Annotated in this window: 17 protein-coding genes; 4 read left to right on the forward strand and 13 right to left on the reverse strand. The window is 53.6% G+C overall.

Features of this window, described 5'->3' with window-relative positions:
- Window positions 1-2: 2 nt before the first annotated feature.
- From J2X54_RS25395 to J2X54_RS25405, 3 genes are read right to left on the reverse strand one after another with little or no spacing between them, the layout of a single operon-like run.
- Window positions 3-1,184, reverse strand: a complete 1,182-nt coding sequence (locus J2X54_RS25395) for a hypothetical protein (protein ID WP_310184607.1) — start codon at window positions 1,182-1,184, stop codon at window positions 3-5.
- Window positions 1,181-2,722, reverse strand: coding sequence for a class I SAM-dependent DNA methyltransferase (locus tag J2X54_RS25400; protein WP_310184608.1), 1,542 nt, complete (start codon window positions 2,720-2,722; stop codon window positions 1,181-1,183). The genes J2X54_RS25395 and J2X54_RS25400 overlap by 4 nt, the downstream gene beginning before the upstream one ends.
- A gap of 29 nt (window positions 2,723-2,751) precedes the next feature.
- Window positions 2,752-6,201, reverse strand: a complete 3,450-nt coding sequence (locus J2X54_RS25405) for a DEAD/DEAH box helicase family protein (protein WP_310184609.1) — start codon at window positions 6,199-6,201, stop codon at window positions 2,752-2,754.
- Window positions 6,202-6,411: 210 nt separating this feature from the next.
- Between J2X54_RS25405 and J2X54_RS25785 the strand changes: the two genes are divergently transcribed.
- The 3 genes from J2X54_RS25785 to J2X54_RS25415 all read left to right on the forward strand — a co-directional run bounded on the left by J2X54_RS25785 (window position 6,412) and on the right by J2X54_RS25415 (window position 10,966).
- A complete protein-coding gene (locus J2X54_RS25785) occupies window positions 6,412-6,699 on the forward strand; it encodes a hypothetical protein (protein WP_404990961.1) in 288 nt (95 codons plus the stop codon).
- Between the two features lie 290 nt (window positions 6,700-6,989).
- A complete protein-coding gene (locus J2X54_RS25410; protein WP_310184611.1) occupies window positions 6,990-9,041 on the forward strand; it encodes an AAA family ATPase in 2,052 nt (683 codons plus the stop codon).
- Window positions 9,038-10,966, forward strand: a complete 1,929-nt coding sequence (locus tag J2X54_RS25415; RefSeq protein WP_310184613.1) for a UvrD-helicase domain-containing protein — start codon at window positions 9,038-9,040, stop codon at window positions 10,964-10,966. The genes J2X54_RS25410 and J2X54_RS25415 overlap by 4 nt, the downstream gene beginning before the upstream one ends.
- A 115-nt stretch (window positions 10,967-11,081) precedes the next feature.
- Here the strand turns inward: J2X54_RS25415 and J2X54_RS25420 are convergent, their stop codons facing one another.
- The 10 genes from J2X54_RS25420 to J2X54_RS25790 all read right to left on the reverse strand — a co-directional run bounded on the left by J2X54_RS25420 (window position 11,082) and on the right by J2X54_RS25790 (window position 17,581).
- On the reverse strand, window positions 11,082-12,059 hold the full coding sequence (locus J2X54_RS25420) for a hypothetical protein (protein ID WP_310184615.1): 978 nt from the start codon (window positions 12,057-12,059) through the stop codon (window positions 11,082-11,084).
- A gap of 207 nt (window positions 12,060-12,266) precedes the next feature.
- The gene (locus tag J2X54_RS25425; protein ID WP_310184617.1) at window positions 12,267-13,001 is read right to left on the reverse strand and encodes a hypothetical protein; all 735 of its coding nucleotides are present in this window, start codon (window positions 12,999-13,001) and stop codon (window positions 12,267-12,269) included.
- A 95-nt stretch (window positions 13,002-13,096) separates the two neighbouring features.
- Complete coding sequence (locus J2X54_RS25430; RefSeq protein ID WP_141749370.1) at window positions 13,097-13,288, reverse strand: hypothetical protein; 192 nt, start codon at window positions 13,286-13,288, stop codon at window positions 13,097-13,099.
- A gap of 168 nt (window positions 13,289-13,456) precedes the next feature.
- Window positions 13,457-13,831 carry a hypothetical protein gene (locus J2X54_RS25435; protein ID WP_310184619.1) on the reverse strand — a complete coding sequence of 125 codons (375 nt, stop codon included), beginning with the start codon at window positions 13,829-13,831 and terminating at the stop codon, window positions 13,457-13,459.
- Between the two features lie 410 nt (window positions 13,832-14,241).
- Entirely contained in the window at window positions 14,242-14,535 is a 294-nt protein-coding gene (locus J2X54_RS25440) for a hypothetical protein (RefSeq protein ID WP_026637640.1), read from the reverse strand.
- A 95-nt stretch (window positions 14,536-14,630) separates the two neighbouring features.
- On the reverse strand, window positions 14,631-14,924 hold the full coding sequence (locus J2X54_RS25445; RefSeq protein ID WP_310184622.1) for a hypothetical protein: 294 nt from the start codon (window positions 14,922-14,924) through the stop codon (window positions 14,631-14,633).
- Window positions 14,925-14,993: 69 nt separating this feature from the next.
- Window positions 14,994-15,167, reverse strand: a complete 174-nt coding sequence (locus J2X54_RS25450; RefSeq protein WP_310184624.1) for a hypothetical protein — start codon at window positions 15,165-15,167, stop codon at window positions 14,994-14,996.
- Between the two features lie 475 nt (window positions 15,168-15,642).
- On the reverse strand, window positions 15,643-16,176 hold the full coding sequence (locus J2X54_RS25455; RefSeq protein WP_310184626.1) for a hypothetical protein: 534 nt from the start codon (window positions 16,174-16,176) through the stop codon (window positions 15,643-15,645).
- A gap of 189 nt (window positions 16,177-16,365) precedes the next feature.
- A complete protein-coding gene (locus J2X54_RS25460; protein WP_310184629.1) occupies window positions 16,366-17,109 on the reverse strand; it encodes an NYN domain-containing protein in 744 nt (247 codons plus the stop codon).
- A 145-nt stretch (window positions 17,110-17,254) separates the two neighbouring features.
- Window positions 17,255-17,581 (reverse strand): AbrB/MazE/SpoVT family DNA-binding domain-containing protein, encoded by a 327-nt coding sequence (locus J2X54_RS25790; protein WP_404990960.1) that lies wholly within the window; start codon window positions 17,579-17,581, stop codon window positions 17,255-17,257.
- Between the two features lie 573 nt (window positions 17,582-18,154).
- Between J2X54_RS25790 and J2X54_RS25465 the strand changes: the two genes are divergently transcribed.
- The gene (locus J2X54_RS25465) at window positions 18,155-18,964 is read left to right on the forward strand and encodes a hypothetical protein (protein WP_310184631.1); all 810 of its coding nucleotides are present in this window, start codon (window positions 18,155-18,157) and stop codon (window positions 18,962-18,964) included.
- Window positions 18,965-19,123 lie beyond the last annotated feature (159 nt).

A 19,123-nucleotide genomic window follows, 5' to 3' on the forward strand; every position in this document is an offset into this window, starting at 1 on the left:
TGTTAAACCGTGATTGGCAAGCTCAGGTATTTAGAGGAAAGTGAGGCAATCATTGCATCTGTCTCATCCGCAGCCTTACTGGCCCTCATTGTGAATTTTTCGACCTGCGTCAGGAGCGCTTCAAACTTCAGTTGCACTTCTATCGGTGGTTCGCTGACCATCAAGTTTTTAACAATGCCCATGTTCCAGCCTTCCATGATGGCGCCCTTTGATTCGCGCTTAGCCTGCGCCCGCACTTCCGGGTCCCACCGCAAGCAAGCCCACAAATAAGACGGTCGCATCTTTTTCTGATTAAGGGACAGGGTGCACAGATGCTTGGTGCTGATGCAAGTAGGTAAGTCATCTGGTGCTATAGCAACCCGTCCCGTGGTACCCATGATCGTGACCATTACGTCGCCAGGGCGAACGGTGTAGCGCTCCAGCTCCGCGTACTTTTCCGGCGAAACGAATCGCCGCGCGCCCCATGTGAAGGAATTGGAGACGACGTTGTCGATGCCGAGTACCGGGATGCCAGTTTCGGTGAATTCTGAAACAAGCAACTGGCTGCCGAATGGCCCTGTCCTCGCTGCGTTCCGGATGTTTGCCAAGACACTTTCGACCGGAGAACGGTGGGAATATCTCTTGGCGAGATCCAGGTAGGCGGCGCGAAGGAACGTCTCGGCGAGGCGCATGGATTCCTGGCGTTTGCGGCGCAGGCTGTCGGCCTTGTCGAGGATGGAGGCGATGCGTCGCTGCTCGTTTTTCGGCGCCAAAGGCACCTTTATCTTTGCCACCTCGGCTGGTCTTGCGCGCATGAGTGACCCACCGATGCCCGAGACAGTTTGCAGGAACTGCCGATGGAATTCTTCAGAAATCAACAAGTGTCTGAGATAACCCGGATCAAAGCGTGAATCTCGAAATACGATCCACTCGCCCGAGGCGATCAATCGGTAGTTAGTGGTCGGTTTTACGACCCACGCCCGTCGAATGTGTGGAACTATCTTTGATAGCAAGACGTCACCTTCCTGCACAACTTGCTTGGTTGAACCAATTTCTGCACCGGCGATGATTTCTGGATGGCCTGAATCGAAGGCTGGAATGCTTAGCAGCTCGAAAATTTCGCCCGGAAACTTCGACGGATCAACGGAGCCGTTTCGTTTGGCGATGACCTCATCAAGCCCGATGATTTGCACTCCTCCGCTCATCCGAGTAACTCCTCAAGCTCGGCAAGTTCGTTCTGAATCTCCTTCTCAAGTGTGTTCAACTGCGCAAGCACTTCGCGGGGGTCAATGTGCTCTTCAGCAATGTGCATCTGTTGGCGATATCGATTTATCGAAAGGTCATAGCTCTGCGCCCGAATTTCCTCGACCGATACCTCGAACGCCTTTGCCGTCCGATCACTGAAAGTGCCTTGACCTTCGCACCACTGTAGATACTTGGCCTGCACATCCGGCATATCGCCATTGCCGTCGCCTATTTTGGTTCGTTTGTCATCAAGTGTACGGCCATCAGACTTCACGTCGTAAAAGAAGACATTCTCGGTCCTGCCGCCCTTGGCAAAGATGATGATGGCGGTGGATACGCCGGCGTAGGGCCTGAACACACCGGAGGGTAACGAGATCATGGCCTCAAGCTGGTTGTTCTCGATCAGGTGTTGGCGCAGTTGGACATGGGCCTTGCTAGAACCGAAGAGCACGCCGTCTGGCACGATGGTGGCGCTGCGGCCGCCAACTTTTAGCATGCGCAGGATCAGGCCGATGAAGAGCAACTCAGTCTTCTTGGTCTTCACGGTGCGCAGGATGTCCGGGGCTACGTCCTGTTCGTCCAGGCTACCTTTGAACGGTGGGTTAGCAAGAATGAGGTCGAAGGCGTTTTTGGAGCCCTGGGGGTGGCGCTCTTCAAAGCTCTGGCTCAGCGTATCTTGGTAATGCACATCGGGCTGCTTCACGCCATGCATCACCAGGTTCATGGTGGCGATGCGCAACATGGTTGCGTCGAAGTCGTAGGCGTGGAACATGTCGGTGTCTACATGCGCGCGGTGCCCGCCGAGCAGATCGCCGCTGTAGCTGATGTGTTCCTCGCCGTCAGTCACTTCCTTATGCGTGCCGGCTACGCTGCTGTGGTGGCGCAAGAGATAATCGTAGGACTCGATCAAGAAGCCGGCTGTGCCGCAAGACGGATCGCAGATGCGATCGGTAGGCTGGGGCTGCATCAGCTCTACGATCATTCGGATGATGTGGCGGGGTGTGCGGAACTGGCCGTTGATGCCGGCGGTGGTGAGCTTGCTGAGCAGGTACTCGTAGAGGTCACCCTTGGTGTCGCCTTTTTCTAGCGGCAATTCGTGCACGGCATTGACGGCCTTCACCAGCAGCGATTCCTTTTGAATCATCAGCTGGGCATCTTTCATGAAGGCGGCGAAGTGACTACCTTCACCACTGCTGCGCTCGGCCAAGCGGCGGAAGTGCGGGAACACACGGTCACGCACATGGGGCAGCATTTCGGGGGCGCCGTAGTGGCGCCAGGTTTCCCAGCGACAGTCTTGATCTGCATCGCCGAACAGACTGGGTTCGCGTTTGCCGGTAACGGCGGCGCGCTTCTCTTGGGTGCGCTCCTGCATGTCCAGCAGACGGCTGTACATTAGAAAGGTAATCTGCTCGATGACGGTGAGGGGGTTGGTGATGCCGCCGGTCCAGAAATCGGTCCAGAGGCTGTCGATGCGGCTTCGTAGTGCGCCAGTGATCATGTGCGTGCTTCTTCTTTTTTGTTGTGGTGTTAGTGTACAGCAAGGGGTTGCAGCGGCTCTCCGAAGGCACGTACCAGGCGCACCACTTCATCAAGTTGCATGGGGTTGGGGAAGACGCCACCCAGGCCTTCGGCGTGGACCGTGTTGAACGGTGCGTCGAATAACTGCCCAACTGCAATGGCGCCGAACTGGCGGATGTGGTCTTTCAGCAGGGCGAGGAAGCGCAGCTGTTGACTATTGAGTGCATGTGCTTGCGCGAATGCCGAGAACTGAACATCCACGGCCGCGTGGTCCAGGCCGACGATGCCGCGCAGAATTTGCGTTAGCTGCACGGCCGTGTCGGGGTAGAACTCACGTAGGGTGGCAAGATCGACATCGGGGTTGCGGGTGAATAGTAAGCTGTTGAGCTTGTCCAGCTCTTCAGGCGTGATGCGCTCGCCACGGCGCAGCTTGAGCAAGACCGGGTCGGTTTCGAACAGAGGTTCTAGAGCGGACTGTACGGCTTTACGGTAGATGCTGAAGTCGACCGACTTGATCTTGCTCGGGCGTACTTGAACTTGGTATTCGGCTTCCTCCTCGCGAATGTCCAAATGAGGTTTGGGCATGGGCGGTGGGAATGCGGGGTGATCGGCTAGCCCTATCACGTCGCGCAAGGCGGTGCGCATGGCATCAAGCTGGGCGAAGCTGGGGGCTTGCCAGAAGGCGTCGGTGCGCAGGGCTTGCAGTTCTTTGGCCTTGGCGCGAACGGGGTTGAGATGAGGCGGCAGGCGGCCGACCCATTCCAGAATGGCTTCTCGGTGGGCATTGGGCTCGCCAGGTTCTGCGATGGCGGCGGTTTCGGCCTTGGCGAGCAACAGGTCCCAGCGCAGCGCATCGCCCTGGCCGCGCACATCTAGAGCGCTCATAAGTGGAGCGACGGTGTCGGTCAGCACTTGGCGGGTGATGGGGGCGAACTGGTGAACCAACTTGGCATCGCGCGCCAGATTCACGGCTTGCCAGTTCTCGCGCACTGATATGCCGCCATCGGGCAGCGCGACGGCGTCTTGCTGGATCTGCAGCGCTAGAACATCAAAGGCTGGGATATCGGAGCGCGCTAGCGCTAGGGCCGCGAGCTCGATGCGGGCCTCGTAGCGGCGCTGTGTTAGCGGTTTGGGAATACTGGGCTCGACCTCTTCGGCGTTCAGGTCGTGAAAGGCGAAATTATCCCAGTGGTCAAAGATCCTGAACTCGCTCTTGTCGAGGTCAAGACCAAACAAGTCTTTGCAAAGGCGGGTACCGCGGCCGATCATCTGCCAGAACTTTACCTTGCTCTTGACCGGCTTGGCAAAGACAAGGTTGACCACTTCGGGTACGTCGATGCCGGTGTCCAGCATGTCCACGGAGACAGCAACGCGCAGCTCGCCGCTGGGCTCCTTGAACTGGTCGATCAGCTCTTCAGCGCGGGGCTCTTTGGAGTGAATCACGCGGCAGAACTTGCCGGCAAACTGCGGATACATTTCGTCGAAAAGTTCGGCCAGCAGGCGGGCATGGTCGATGTTGCGGGCGAAGACTATGCTCTTACCGGGGAGTTGGCCGTCGGCATCGCGGATTCCGTTGTCCATTAGGTTGCGAAGGATAATGCGATTGGTGTCTTTGTTGAAGACGGCGTCATCAATCTCCTTGGCGTCGAAGTCCAAGGTGTTGGGATCGATACCTTGATCTTCCAATTGCGCAATCTGCTCATTCGTCAGGTGGGTTGCTTTTATGCCATCGCGCAGGAATTTGGTCGTGTGGGCGACTACCCGGAAGGGCACTAGCTTACGATCGGCAATGGCCTGTTCCAGCGGATAGTTGGCTGTAGGCAGTTTGTAGTCGCACCCAAAGAGCTGGCAGGTACTGCGGCTGACCATCTCCACCGGCGTGGCGGTCAGGCCAACCTGAAGGGCGTCAAAGTATTTGAAAAGGTCACCGTAGAGGTTGTAGATCGAACGATGCGATTCATCGGCAATGATAAGGTCGAAAAATCCGACGTCGAAGGACTCGTAATCATTGATCAGCCCTTGGTAGATGCCGATATAGATGCGTGCATCCATCTTGCCCAAATTGTTGGCCTTGCCGATGACGTAGATCGGCTCACGAACGAAGTCATTGAAGGCGTTTTTGGCCTGCTTGCGCAGTTCCTTGCGATCACAAAGAAAAAGCACGCGCTTTACCCAGCGCGCATCGATCAGCAGCTTGGCCAGCGAGATGGCGACGCGCGTCTTACCGGTGCCCGTAGCTTGCACGACCAAGGCGCGGCGGTGGCGTTGCGTGAAGCGCTCGGCGACACGGGTGATGCTTTCGGTCTGGTGCAGGTAGCCAGCGATGTTGGCGTCGGGTCTAACGTCCTTCAGCAGATCGAGCTTCTCGCGCCGCTGGAAACCGATACGATACTGCAGCGTGTCTTTGGAATAGAAGCCATACACATTGCGCGGAGGGTAGCCGCCAGCGTCGTCCCAGACCCAGATATCGTGCCCATTGGTGAAGAAAATCATCGGACGCTGGCCGTGATGCTTCTCCAAAGCGTCGGCGTACTGTTTGGCCTGCTCCTGACCAGCGCGGGCATCGACCAATGTTTTCTTGGCCTCGACAACAGCCAGTGGTTTGCCATTGTCATCCCACAGCACATAATCGCAGTAGCCTTTACCCGTCGCGGTGGATTGATGTAGAACCTCGACTTCTTGGCCAACTGAATGATTGCTGGCGGTTCCCATCGGTACATCCCACCCCGCCATGCGCAGGTCACGGTCGATTAACCACTTGCGGGTATTGTCTTCTGTGAAGCGAAGCTGGTTGGCTGTTGCCACCGAGAGTTGGCTAGCTTGTGCTAAAGCTTGGGCCAATGATGGGGTAAACGCGGCGGCGGCAGGCGCTGTTGTCCGGTCGGCAGCCCTTAGTTCGGCGAGTTCCTGCAGCGCAATTCTAAGGCGTTCCTCCTTGAGGCTGTTTTCCTCGGCTAGGGCCTTGGCCTTGCGTTTGAACTCTGCCTTGCTATCGATGCCTTCAGCCGGAGGCTGCTTGAATGCCTCGAAGTCCTCGACCTTGCCGCCGAGGAATGTGACATGAAGCCAGCGGGCGAGCTGCCAGGCTTCTTTGACGCAGCGAACTGCATCGGAAACCTCAACGTCTTCTCCGTGGGCGCCACGATTGCCTAGACGCCGTAACAAGTGCAACTTGTCTAGCACCAGAGGCTGGGCAATAGTCTTAAAACTGGCATCGTGCAGCAGGTCAACGAAGTTGGACTGCGGCACTCGTTCAAGCTTCAACTTGATATAGAGGCGATCAACCAGGCGCTCAGCAAAATTGCGGAGCTTGACCAGCGCACTCTCCGGGTCCGTATGCGCATAGTGCTCCGCATAGCCACCCATATTAGCAAGCTCGGGATACACCGCCCGCAAGGGCTCGAAGTTCATCGACTTAATTTCTTGCATCGACACCTGTTCGGCTTTCGTAGAGTTCATGCCCATAACCGTGCGAAAGCCGTGCCAGCCCCCTATTCGCTTAGATGTTGTATTAGAGGCATACATAATAAAAGATTTTTCGACCAGGCAGGACTATTTATGACCCGATGGTAGCCTCTCACTTGCTGGCACCCACAATGCAGTTAGGCTATCGCGTGGATCCTAGCCCCAGAATCGTGCGGAAGCTATGCTCGCTCCGTTTATCTTCCCCTGAATCGCTACCTTGTCAGGATCGAGGTGGCGGACAATGCGTACGACGCACGCCCCGTCATCGCCCCGCCGCCTGTGGGTTGGGATGCCGAACCTTACGGCCTGCACAGCGTCGGGGTGGGCGATTACTGGGCTGCAGGCAACAGCGCCGTTCTGACCAACGTCCCCTCCGTCATCATTCCAAACGAACGGAATGTGCTCATCAATCCCCAAATGCTTGTATGCACGGTGTGGTGCTCGTGCGCAAGTCTGGCGCGTACCGTAAATCAGCCAACTAGCGAAAAGTAAACATTGCCAATAGTTATCAACTAGGTAATTCGCCCATTAACTCGCCAATGCAGTAGCGCCTACGCCGAAGCCCAATGCCAATAACCGCTCTTGGAACTCGTGACAATGTGTTATTTTTCCCATCGGAAAATTTGTTATCCTAAGAGATTGGCAACAGGCACATAAGTGACATCACTTCCTCAACTGATGTCATCGCGCCTGTTGCGGAGCCCCACTGGTATAGCAGAGGACCCGCACAGGAAGAGCACTTCGTTCCCTGTGCTAACGAAGACAGCTGTGAGAGTGAACGTATGTATCTTAAGCGCATTCGCGCGCATAATTTCCGTGCTTTTGGCGACGGAACCGGTGCCCCTGAACTCGACCTGGAGCTAGATCGAGGCCTGAACATTCTTGTTGGAGAGAACGACGCGGGGAAGACCGGTATCGTTGATTCGATCAGAACTGTCCTATTGACGACGAGCTACGAGAACATTCGGCTCTTTGAGCAGGATTTCCATATTCATGGGAAGGAGCGGTCAGCAACATTGTGGATTGAGGCGACACTGCACGAACTGTCGAAGGAACAACAGGCAACCGTCCTTGAATGGCTGACACTAGAGGCAGATGGAAGTTGTTCGTTAGTCGTTCATCTACAAGCGAAATTCTTTCCCGCACGGGCCTCTAAACGCGCTCGCATAGACATGCAATTCCGTGCAGGCAAGAATGGCGCAGGGCAGGAAATTGGCTACGCCGTCCGAGAGCTTATTCGGGCGACCTATCTACGCCCGCTACGTGATGCTGAGGCCGAGCTTCGTCCAGGCCGACAATCGCGACTTTCGCAGATTCTCTCCGCGCATAACGACATCGCAGGGCAAGAGGTAAACGACTTTCAGAAACACGCCCCGAACACGGTCCCAACGAACTTAGTTGGATTAATGGCATTCGCACAGCACCATCTTGGGGAACACAAAGTCGTCAAAGGAGTCCAGGACGATATCAACGACAACTACCTCAAGGAATTTGCATTCAACGGCGACACCTTAGAATCGCGCATACGTATCGCCCCTGATTTATCGCTAACTCCTATCCTTGAAAGATTCGAGCTTGCCCTTCTACCCAATGGTGGCGTTCATCCTGACGAACGCTGCGCTCGTGGGCTGGGCTACAACAACGCGCTTTTCATGGCAACAGAGTTGGTGCTTCTACGAGACGGTGAAGACCTAGCACTTCTGCTGGTCGAAGAGCCGGAGGCCCACTTACATCCACAGTTGCAGGACCGTGTGATGGACCTTCTTAGGCAGCACTCCGATACGTCGGAAAAAGGTGAGCGTAGAGTTCAAGTCATCATGTCCACGCACAGCCCGTCTTTAGTTTCCAGCGCCGACATCGAAACCATGACCCTGGTACATAAGGCACAGACCTATCCGCTGAGGTCAGGATGCACCAAATTGCAAAAGACTGATTACTCGTTTCTTCAACGCTTCATTGACGCGACCAAAGCGAACTTGTTTTTCGCCCGAGGTATCATGATGGTCGAAGGTCCTGCGGAGGCTATCCTGCTACCGACGCTGGCACAGACCTGCGGTCGCTCCTTCTCCAAACACGGAGTCTCCATCGTCAACGTGGGGCATACCGGTCTCTATCACTATGCGCGCATCTTGCAACGTGAAGGCCCCGGACCACAATACCCAGTACCAGCAGTGTGCTTGACTGACCGTGACATAGTTCCCGACATAGCCAACACCTATGTGCCGAAACCAGCCAAGGGAAAAAGGTTCGAGGCCGACTACGATGCCGATGGCATCAAGGCCGTCGTCGCTCGTAAGGTCGGCCGCGCTGAGGGTGGTAATACTATTGTGTGCGTATCAGATCGATGGACCCTGGAATACGACTTGGCCCTTTACGGTTGCGCCAAACTGATGCACGTCGCGATCGCACTCGCCATCAGAGCGTCCAGCAAAGATGAGCGACTTAGCGAGGCCGATGAGAAAGCCGCTATCGTCTCAGCTCTAGCCTCATGGGTGATTCTGGAAGCCGCTGGTCACACAAAAGATAAACTCGCCTCCATTATCTATCGCCCGCTGTACGACAAAGAGGCCTCTAAGGCCATCACTGCCCAATATGCGGCATCCCTTCTTTCCACGGGTGAATACGGCACGGGCAATGAGCTCTTCAACAGCCTACCTCCTTACCTCCAGCGAGCCCTAAACCACTTGACCACCGCACCGCCACCTACAACGAAGACCCCAAAATCTGCCCCGGCTCCGCTTACCGCCGTACCTCCACTTGCGTCGGCACTCTCGACACCTGCCCACACCGCAACTCCGCCAGTGCACGTTGCTGCGGATGCCTCCAAATCATGAGCGCAGTCCTTCTGGATCTATCTGACCTTGCATTGCTCTCACGTTTGACGCCTGACCTAGATTTCTCAGATGCTGAACGACAGGCGGCAATACTGGAAAACGCATCGCGCGATTTCAATGCCGTCCCTGGAAGTGGCAAGACCTCATTGCTGGCTGCAAAATTGCTCCTTCTTGCTCATAAGTGGCCGCACGCGAGGAAGGGTATCTGCGTACTGAGCCATACCAATGTCGCGCGCGAAGAGATTGTTCGGCGCCTCGCAGGCACAGAAGAGGGAGCGCGACTACTTGTATATCCGCACTTCATTGGAACCATCCATGGCTTTGTCAACCAATTCCTAGCTCTCCCCGCGTTGCGCGCCTTAGACCTACCAGTCGATGTGATCGACGACGATGTATTTTCGGCCCGTGCGCTGGCCCAGCTCCAAGGCAGGCAGTACTACACGCTAAGGGCTTGGCTGGCTCGTCAAGCGAACGGAGATTCACTGGTCAGCCAACTTTTTTTCAAAGGTCCCGATCTTACACTCGCTTCCGATGGTGGAGTTCTCCCTAGTGCGGATTCCACTTCAGGAAAACAGCTAGCTGAAATTAAGGTACGCCTCGCCAAAGCCGGTATCTTCCGGCATCGGGATATGTTTGCCTTCGCGCTCGCCGCACTTGACAGTCATCCTGATCTGCTGGACGTAATCCATCGGCGTTTTCCTTCGGTATTTGTCGACGAGATGCAAGATACCTCATGGGAGCAGGAAGACATCCTCAACCGCCTGTTCGATGGCAAGTCGATAATGCAGAGATTCGGCGATGTCGATCAAAAGATCATCCTGAATGATAACGACGCAGCCAATGTCACCTTCCCACGTCCGGGCCACGGCTCCGTCAGTACCAGCAAGCGTTTTGGTCCGCGGATTGCGGCTGCGGTCGCTAACGTACGAATGAGTAACCTTGCTGTCCAAGGTGAAGGACCGGATGACATAAGCCCTGTACTACTGCTGTATAAAACGGAGGATGTGGGGAAGGTAATACACCACTTTGGCAAGCTGGTTGTAGATCTGTTTGACACCAACGCAGTGCATGGAAAGGTCGTACGTGCAATGTGTACCCGCAAGACAGTTGACGGTACGGTTGATGCTGGCCGCCACCTCATAGATTATTGGCCGTCGTACGCGCAGTTTAAGCAGGCTGCAGCCGCAGCCGACGATAGTGGCTTCTGGCTTCTCGTTGACCAAGTTTCTACGCAACTATCGACAGCAACTCTTAGCGAGCGCGCAGGGAACGCACGCAAGATCGTCTTGTTTGTTCTAAGGGCAGCGAACGCGGCAGTGGTAAGTAACGTCCGAGACGCCCGCGCGTTGCCTCGCGCGGTTGCCGAACTCCATGGCAGCGCTGTTAGCCTACAGGCGCTCATCCACGAGATGGTTTTGGGCACTGCACTAATCAACACGCCCGAGGCGCGGCAGGAACTACCTTGGGTGCTACATCAACATCTGCGCCATTTGCTGCCTGACAGTATGACTCTGGCAGAGTTCGTTGCGATGAACCTGTTCAAACAACATGCAGTGGCGACAAGCACCTCCACGACGGAGTCGCCTACATCATGTGCAATGATCCACAGCGGACGCGAGTTGAACTTCATTCTTGGAACAGTCGCCAGTATGAAGGGAGAGACGCACCTCGCATCACTAGTGCTTGAGTCTTATGGGGGCAAAAGCAGAAGGTTTGATCTGGCGCTCGCGCTCCCCGCCATCGCAGGCTTAAGTAAAGGTTTGAACAAGCTCAGCGTCTTGCAACAAGGTCAAATGCGAAACGTCTATGTGGCAATGTCGCGACCTACACACTTTCTTTGCTTAGCCGCCAACGCGGTCCGCGTTTCCGAGGAGACGCGTACCGCGTTGGTAGCAAAGGGATGGCGGCTTGAGGACGTGAGTTGAACGGACAATCGCGTTTTACAGGAGTGCGCAATGGCTTAGCAGACTTGACCTGACGCAGGACGTCCGACGACCGGCAGCTACCGCCCCAAAGCGGAAGTTGGACTGACCCGCCTGTCTAGTCATCCTTGGCCAGCATGTGGTGGTGATATCCGCATAGTCCTCGCAGATGCTGTTCAGCCGAACCAAGTGCCGTATGGCAAACCGCACATGTTCTATACTTGTGCCCCCCGAGACATGCTAGGCATTGTCCCGATTCGACATGAAAAGTGGTTCGTCCACAATGTTCGCACCAGTCAAGCGGAGGGTCGCCCCCGTCGGTCATCGAGATGTAAGTTTCACCGAAGTACGCCTCATCAATCGCAGCCTCAACAATCTCGTCAAAGTCCATCTCCGTACCACAACCGCGACATTTGAAGGCAAGCTCCACAACCGACTGAACATCCGCATTCACCGGAACAATCAACTTTGATTCACAGTTGCTACAATGCAGGAATTCTGCAACATCCGATAATTCTAATGACGGCCACGAAAGTTGACTCATCTTTTCGCGGCAGAATAAGAGCTCTTTGTCATAGAGCTCCGTTTGAGCAAGCATATGCGTCCATACATGCTCCCCTAGCAATGAACGCGGCTCTGAGGACAGCTCATCACAAATGAACGCATATAAAACCCCACAGGCCTGTGCTAAGACTTCTTGAAGCTGAGCCGACGTCGCGCTCGAATAGTAATGTTCGAGGTCATTTCGTAACTTATTGAGCGCATCGAAGCGTTTCCAATCAGCCTTAATACCTAGCGAGGTGAAATGATTCTTAATCCCTTGGACGTCGACTGTCTTTACTCCCACACCAATAAAATTCAATCTCCCGTCTTCCCCAAGCTTTGAAGCAACTCTGTCCTTCAAGAGCACTTCATTAGAGCCTTCCGGGCAGAGCTGGCGCAATCTTTCTTTAAACAACAGTAAAATTCCTGCATAAATATTGCGCACCGCAGAAAGACTTCGTTTAGAATCATCAGATTGGCTGTCTTCGACGCCCAGTTGGATAGCCGCCACCGCATTTTCTAGAAGCTTACTCGTCATATCCGTCGTATTCATGTTCTTATTCGCTTTCACAATGTATAAGTTCAGCGGGAAAATCTTCTCAACGTTTCTCGACGATTCGAATGATTGCTATTGGCCGAACTCGGCCGACTGTGTTCAGGATGGCAGCTTGCTTATCTACAAACTCACGCTCTTGCTATTAGGCCGAATCGCCCCAAACGGACGCTCGCACTTCATCACGATGCGCAATTAAAGGAAATATCAACAATGTGGCGGCTCAACTATGAGAGTATTCCCAGGATGTATTCCGACTTCCCGAAGAGTCCGTATATCAGTAAGTGGTTGTCCTGGCGGAGTAGCGGTTAACATCCGTAGTGTTCTAATTACGTCACCGGTGGATTCATTTCTCAGAACCCAAGTGGTACCATACTGAAAAGGCCGTACGCTTTTTGAAAGTTTAAAATAGACTTCATCAGTGAGCGCCCCGAGGGTCTCAAAAGCTGCAATCGGATAGGTAAAAATGGCATCCTGGCGCCCGAGAAAATCTCTAGCATCAACAAGAAACGTAGTTGCGTCCTTGACCTCCCTAGCAACTTGCTTTGCTATCTTCTCCGGCTCCAGCTGCTCCTTCGTAAGACGGTTGACTATTTCGAGAATTTTCCTCTCAAGCTCCTCATTGCTAGCTTGGAAATCTGCGTCCCGTTTCTCACTTATCTGTGATTTCTTAAGAAAGATGTCATCGGTTCTCAAATCGCTTGGCGCGTACAATTTCTCGTGATGCTGACTGACCAACCATCCGAAAAGGGCCAGGACTGCAACAGGAAACAGAACGAGAAACCAGACGAGGGGTACTCGCTCCCAGAATTCCAGCTTCGGGTTAAAGCCAAGTGTAAGAGCCGCAAATCCATAAATCAGTACAATGAATAAGGCAATTATGCCAATAGGATTTTTGGCAAGCCCCTTGGCCGTGGCCCCAAACGATGAAATATCGGTCACAAAGTCTCCTGGTATCGACTATTGATAAATACAACGGCTCTTCACTGGAGAAAATTTAGGTTCTGCTGAACGTCTGCTCCTGGCCGATTTCAGGCTTACAGCTCAATGAATTCTGCTGTTTCCGCGTCATAGAACCGACCATCAAACGCCAAGCAAAGCGCGCGGATAACCATCATCTCTGCATCACCCCACACTCCCGATACCGAGATAGTTCTTGGGTCAAGACTCTCATCTTCGCCTTCGACCGTGACCGTCAGAGCCAACCTTCCCGACGGTACCGTACGCATGATGTCCCCTACAATCTCGCATACCTTCTGGCGAGTGCCGAGCGGCGTTGGAATCCAGTCTTCTGGGAGTTCCTTCAGCTGGCGATTCTCTCGAAAAATTATCCCAATACTACTCATAGTTCTATATCTCGAATTTAATTGGGTGTCGGCTCCTGGCCGAATTTAGCCCTACACGTCGTAACTAAACGCCGTTACCTGCCAACTAGGTTCCAGCCTGAGACGGAAACCGTAAGGGGCCGGACGCGTGATATCGTAACGTCCAGTGAATAAATTGGCCGCAGCGAACTCGATGAATTTACCGTCCTTACCGTTGACTATTCTCGCCCCAGGGCTACCTAAAAGATTCAAAAGTATCACTGGCTCGGCAACTCCATCACATCGAATCGCTAGTTCCACGTCACCTGCCATCGGCCAAATGGTAAGAGCTAAATTTAACGGCGAGCGTTCGACGGAATAGCCGTAGGAGATGCCATACTCCTCGCCCACAGGTACGACGCCCAAGGCGTCAAGAAAATCTAGCGGTTCCCAAGAAAATTCTGGCATTCAAATTCCGATAGTTATTGAAGGTCCGTTGTTGGCCGTTATCGGCCAAGCCATAATGCCCATCTACCAGACAACGAAGTAAGTATAAAGTAGCTCGCCAATACGGTGATGACTGAGTCGTAAAAGCTAAAACCTGTCCAAAGCTGCGGATAATACTTCAGTGCCATCATGCGATTAAAGAAGTAGCCAAATGCTACCCACAATAAAGCCGCTACCCCGACGACGCCAAGCATCGAGCGGTGAAAAATCCTGAGCCTCATTTCCAGTACCTCGCTTTCAAGTGACCGGCCGCTTCTGGCCGTTCTCGGCCATTCGCGCCAGCATAGCATGTTGACGTTGCTAAAACATCAAGGTCTACCCCGACACGCCGTTGTCGCCCCATTGCGGACACTTCAAGCAGTTACTTCGCGCTAGGCAAGCCGGTCGCTGAGTAGTTGCCGAAGGTGCGGCAGCAGCTCAGCGTAGGTAGAGAGGTAGCGGTCATTGCCGACGTGGCGAGAACCGCGCGCTGCCATAAACAACTCATTTCTGACGTCAGCTAGCGTCGTCCTTGAGCGCATGCGAGCGTTCTTGGAAGCGGCTTCCAATGAGCCGAAGTGCTCGTAACCATTGAACGTCATAGCGAAGGCGAAAACAGCTTCCTTGTCCTCTACTGACGGAAGCGAATCGAGAGACAGCGCTTCATTTGAAATGGGAACAATCACAATAAATCCTTTTCGTCAGGATAAAGATACAACGCAACGTCGAAACGAATAAGCACTAAAGGTCCGCTCTTGGCCGGTAGGCGCCAATATTCCTATTAAGACTGAAAAGCTTGTTCCTCGGACTGCCGCCGCACGATTGCCCGAGCCTTGTGGCGCAACTGTTGAGGGAGCTTTGCCGTTGTTGCGATTACTTTAAGGAACTCAGTCATTTCAGCATCTACGGCCGCCCCTTGCTCAATCCAGTCGACTGCCAAGCCTTGCCAATAACCGGCCAGGGTGTCAGTGGGCCAGCTCAGTCCAGCAAGAATAACATCACGCGCAGTGGCGTCATCCGCGCAGTAGTCTGCGAACGGGGCTTTCAGTCGCACAACAAGAGCACGCTGGTCCATATCGATTCCCAATACCTTTAGTTGCAATCAACGTCCGTATTTGGCCAAACGCAGCTATCTATTGCATCATCAAATAAAAATTTCTTCACTCAAACTGCCTTGTCCGAGCGCACCGAAAACAAACGTGACCCTTGCTCCCTTCATAAACGGCAAAGCGCATAGGTCTTGCCGAATGAACGCAAAAAGCTCCTTTGAAGAATGACCGGCAAACACGCCTTCAGCATCACCACCATCAATGGCCATGTCATCACCGAGGTACTCTCCTATTCCGCGCTCAGCCATCGCAATGCGACACTTAGAGATGAAATCGCAGTACGGAATGACGTCGCGAATTCCGTGCCTAAAGTCGATAACAAGATGCTCCACTTCTAACCCTTCTTATGTTGGTAAGAGGTCGCTATTGGCCGAACGCGGTCCTCGCATCTGCTACCGTAGTCTGATGAAACCGACTGAAGTGCCCAGTATGATTGCACCCGAGCCCGTCCCGGTAGTATCGTTTACATACTCCGAGCTTGAACCAGTAACATAGTCTCTTCCCAGTCTAGCTCGGACTGCTGAGATGTAGATGGTAGGACTATCGAAGCCGCCATCCGCGCTCTCGACCAAGATCTCATCTTGGTCCTCATACTTGGAAAGGAGCTTGAGTAGCTCGATTTTCTTCAAGATGCCCTCTCAAATTTTAACGGCAGCTCCTGGCCGTCTGCGGCCTAAGCATAAATTACTCTACATATCTCAGAGCCGGCGCTTCATGCGCCGTTCCAAACAATGCGATATACAGAGACGGAACATCTGCTATTTTCCGAAACTTGGAAATCGAGACGACGCGCAGATTCGGACGTTCCTTTTTCACGCCGTCAGCATTTCCCTTTGTGTGTTTTGCGACTGGAAAGTCAGCAATTGATGGTAGTGGAGCACCCGGTTCGCCGCCGAAGAACATGAATGGACCCAAGGTCATGCTTTCGCTACTGAAGCGAGTCCAGATCACGCATCCGGACGGCTTGCTTGATAGTCCAACATGCACTTTCTGCGTCGCAGTGGTCGCTCTTTGGGACGAGGTTTTTAACTGAACGTGACGCGTGACACCGTTGGCTTCAAGGACCACATCGTGACCTGATCTGTCGATTGACGGCTGTGAGACCTCCAATGTGGCTCCCGCATATAGCCATGAGTGTTTTAAAAGGTCGCCGATCAACAAATGCTCTAGCAGCCGCTCTCGATAAACTGATTCATGGACATCTAAATTGACGATCATACCTTCTTCCGAATGTGAAGCTTAAGTGGCTCCCGTTTTATGTCCAGCTAGCCGGTGACCGTCAGCTTTTGGCTGTAGCGGCCTGTGAGGACTTACTCATCTGACAGTCTGTGTCAGGTCAAGTCTGAGCTAGTACAGCTTTGAGTTGGTGCCAGTGCCTCGATAGCCCGACTATCCCAAGCGATAGGTCTATTTGAGCCGGACATGCAAGTGGTGAGCAGTAGACTTCTCGCTAGGGACTTCTTTCACTTCAATGTACGCCTGCTTTCTGACCAACTCGCCAAGCTTTTGAGTTCCATAGTTGCGGGGGTCGAATGACGGGTCGATCTTTAACATAAGGTTTCCAACGGGCCCGAGGGGCGCGAATCCATCGTCCCGAGCTACCGCCAGAATCGCCTTGCGAAACAACTCCTCTAGTCCAGCAAGCGATTCGATTACCGGACTTAGAGTGGCCGCCCCTCCATGCTTAGCCTCAGCTGTGGAAGGCGGCGTTACCCGCAGAATCTCCGTGTACACAAACTTGTCACACGCTACTACAAAGGGTTCCGGCGTTTTCTTTTCTCCAAAACCATATGCTAGTAAACCTGCCTCGCGGATGCGCGTCGCAAGGCGGGTGAAATCACTATCGGACGAAACGAGACAAAATCCATCCACGGTACCGGAGTGAAGTAGGTCCATTGCGTCGATGATTAACGACGAGTCGGTGGAGTTCTTGCCTGTCGTGTAACTGAACTGTTGGATCGGTTGGATTGCCATCTTGTGAAGCGTCTCCTTCCAACCCTTGAGATTTGAAGTAGTCCAGTCCCCATAAGCTCGCTTCACTGTCGCAACGCCGTACGAAGACACCTCTGCAAGAAGTTCTTTGATGATACTGGCCTGGGCATTATCAGCATCGATCAATACAGCCAGTTTCGAGTTAAGAGTTTGTGCCATTTTAGGGAAACTTAGTCCACTTGGTAATGTCTAGATAATAACATCGCAGGTATCATAAAGGGCTATCGCGAGGAAGAGACTCTCCCTTCGCGTTATGGTGCGGTTACCCTTACTTTGTTACCGGTAAAAATCGGGGCACGCTCGCTCACCATTTCACATCTGACTGACTAAGCGCCAACGGCATCACGTGACCTTCCGACACGTCTATGCGGCCTTTGCGCGGCGTCAGCAAGACCGTCCCATTGTCAAGAAGGCGGCAGCCAATCTCATCCCCTACCCGCAGTCCTGCCGCCTCTAAGATGGCCTTCGGCAAACGTAGCCCCCCGTCAGAATTACCCCAGCGCGTCAGCCGTGCCATAGTCGTCTCCCAGTGAAAGTATATACAAACCGTACACTGCGAAATTGGTTCGACCTGACGGCGGCTGGCTTGCTGAAATGAGCCCCAAGCGCGGCAACGTTCGTTCAAGCGCATGTTCAGGTAACAAGCGTCAGTGTTGATCAGGCAGTGGACGTGGCGCAGACGCCCATGGTCACATCAAATCCTTGCCGTGCCGCTCGTGCCGCTTTGTGACGATGACAGCGGACAAGCTGTTGTCTAGGGTACGACCTGGTCGTCACTTGGATTCTTCGCAAGCATCAGCTTTATAAGCGTGACGGCACCTTGTGGCGCCGTGGGCGCATGTACGATAGCGCGACATGCACGGCTAGCAGGTGTGGCCGATTGAGTCGATGCGGCCAGCGAAGCCCTTAGGGATCAGAAGGTCTGAACCGAACAGTCCCAGCAGTGTTGCATCGAGAGCTTTCTATCGCTTGCTTTGTCAGTGGGACGCGATCTACGCATACGGCTGGCACAGTTTGCCGAGAACCACTGTGGCCTGGCGAAGTTAGGGAAGCCGGCGTGATAGCCGCTCTATAGCATCAGCATGATCTGCCGGAAGTTCTCATCCCGCGCTGATGAGGTAAGTGGTAGCCCGTAGAGTCCATCCGTTTGGGGGGATGACTTAATGAGCGTGCTCTCGATGCCTTCAAGTACGACACTCTACGTATGTCTCTTCAAGTTGACCCCATGCTTGATAGTATATACAATCAGTTTGATTCTATCTGCTATCACTGTAAAGCTGCAAATGAAAGCAGATACGATCACATCCATGCTATCTACGAACGTAAGGATTTTATGTACACTTGGCTAACCTGGTTAAAAAATTGGCGCGCCATCGCCGACGAGTCGGATCCGAGGTCATATATCCCCATCGAGATCACTCAAGAGGGTAAAGAGTATGAGGTACTTCGCGTATCAAAATTTAGCATGACGTCCGATGCTGACAAACCATGCGTGAAAACATCTATCCGCGAGTTTAATGAAAAAACCGCACTACACAGCAGAGCAACCCGCGACTTAGGAGTCGTCCGGGTCGTCACCAATAAGCTCAAGCCAATGTTCTTAATTGAGCCTGGGGCAGACACCATCGATTGGATGGCGATGACGCAAGGGGTACCTGTTAATGAACTTGTAAAAGTAATGCGGGCGGGCGATCTTGGTCGCCGCGTACGGCGTCTGGATCGCAAGGCGCTAAAGAATTCACGCGAAGAGACGGATGCTGCCTATGTGGAACTTCAGCGAGAGCGCGAAAAAATGCAGAAGGCGATCGAGGCGATTGAGGCGGAACTCACCAATACAAAGTGGGCCCGGGACCGCATGAGAGATACCTTGATTGAGCAAAACGAGGAACAGCTCAAGAACAACCCGAGAACGCCTGCCTCCGCTTCAGGAACAAGGGCTAGCCCACTTGGAAAGGCACAAGATAAGGGTACGAAGATCACGTCTACAAGGCCCTTGCCCGGCGGCTTTAGCTAAGTACAGAAAAGTAGCATGCTGGTGAGGAATCTCGATCCAACGCTTATATGCGGTTAATCATGACTGTAGTGGTCAACCCATCCCGGACACTACGTTAAGTTTTTCTTCGGCGACGGCCGGCGCCAGTCCGTGGTTGAACTGATGCGGTCGTATCCAGTT

Source organism: Duganella sp. 3397 (assembly GCF_031456625.1).
Taxonomy (GTDB): domain Bacteria; phylum Pseudomonadota; class Gammaproteobacteria; order Burkholderiales; family Burkholderiaceae_D; genus Rugamonas; species Rugamonas phyllosphaerae.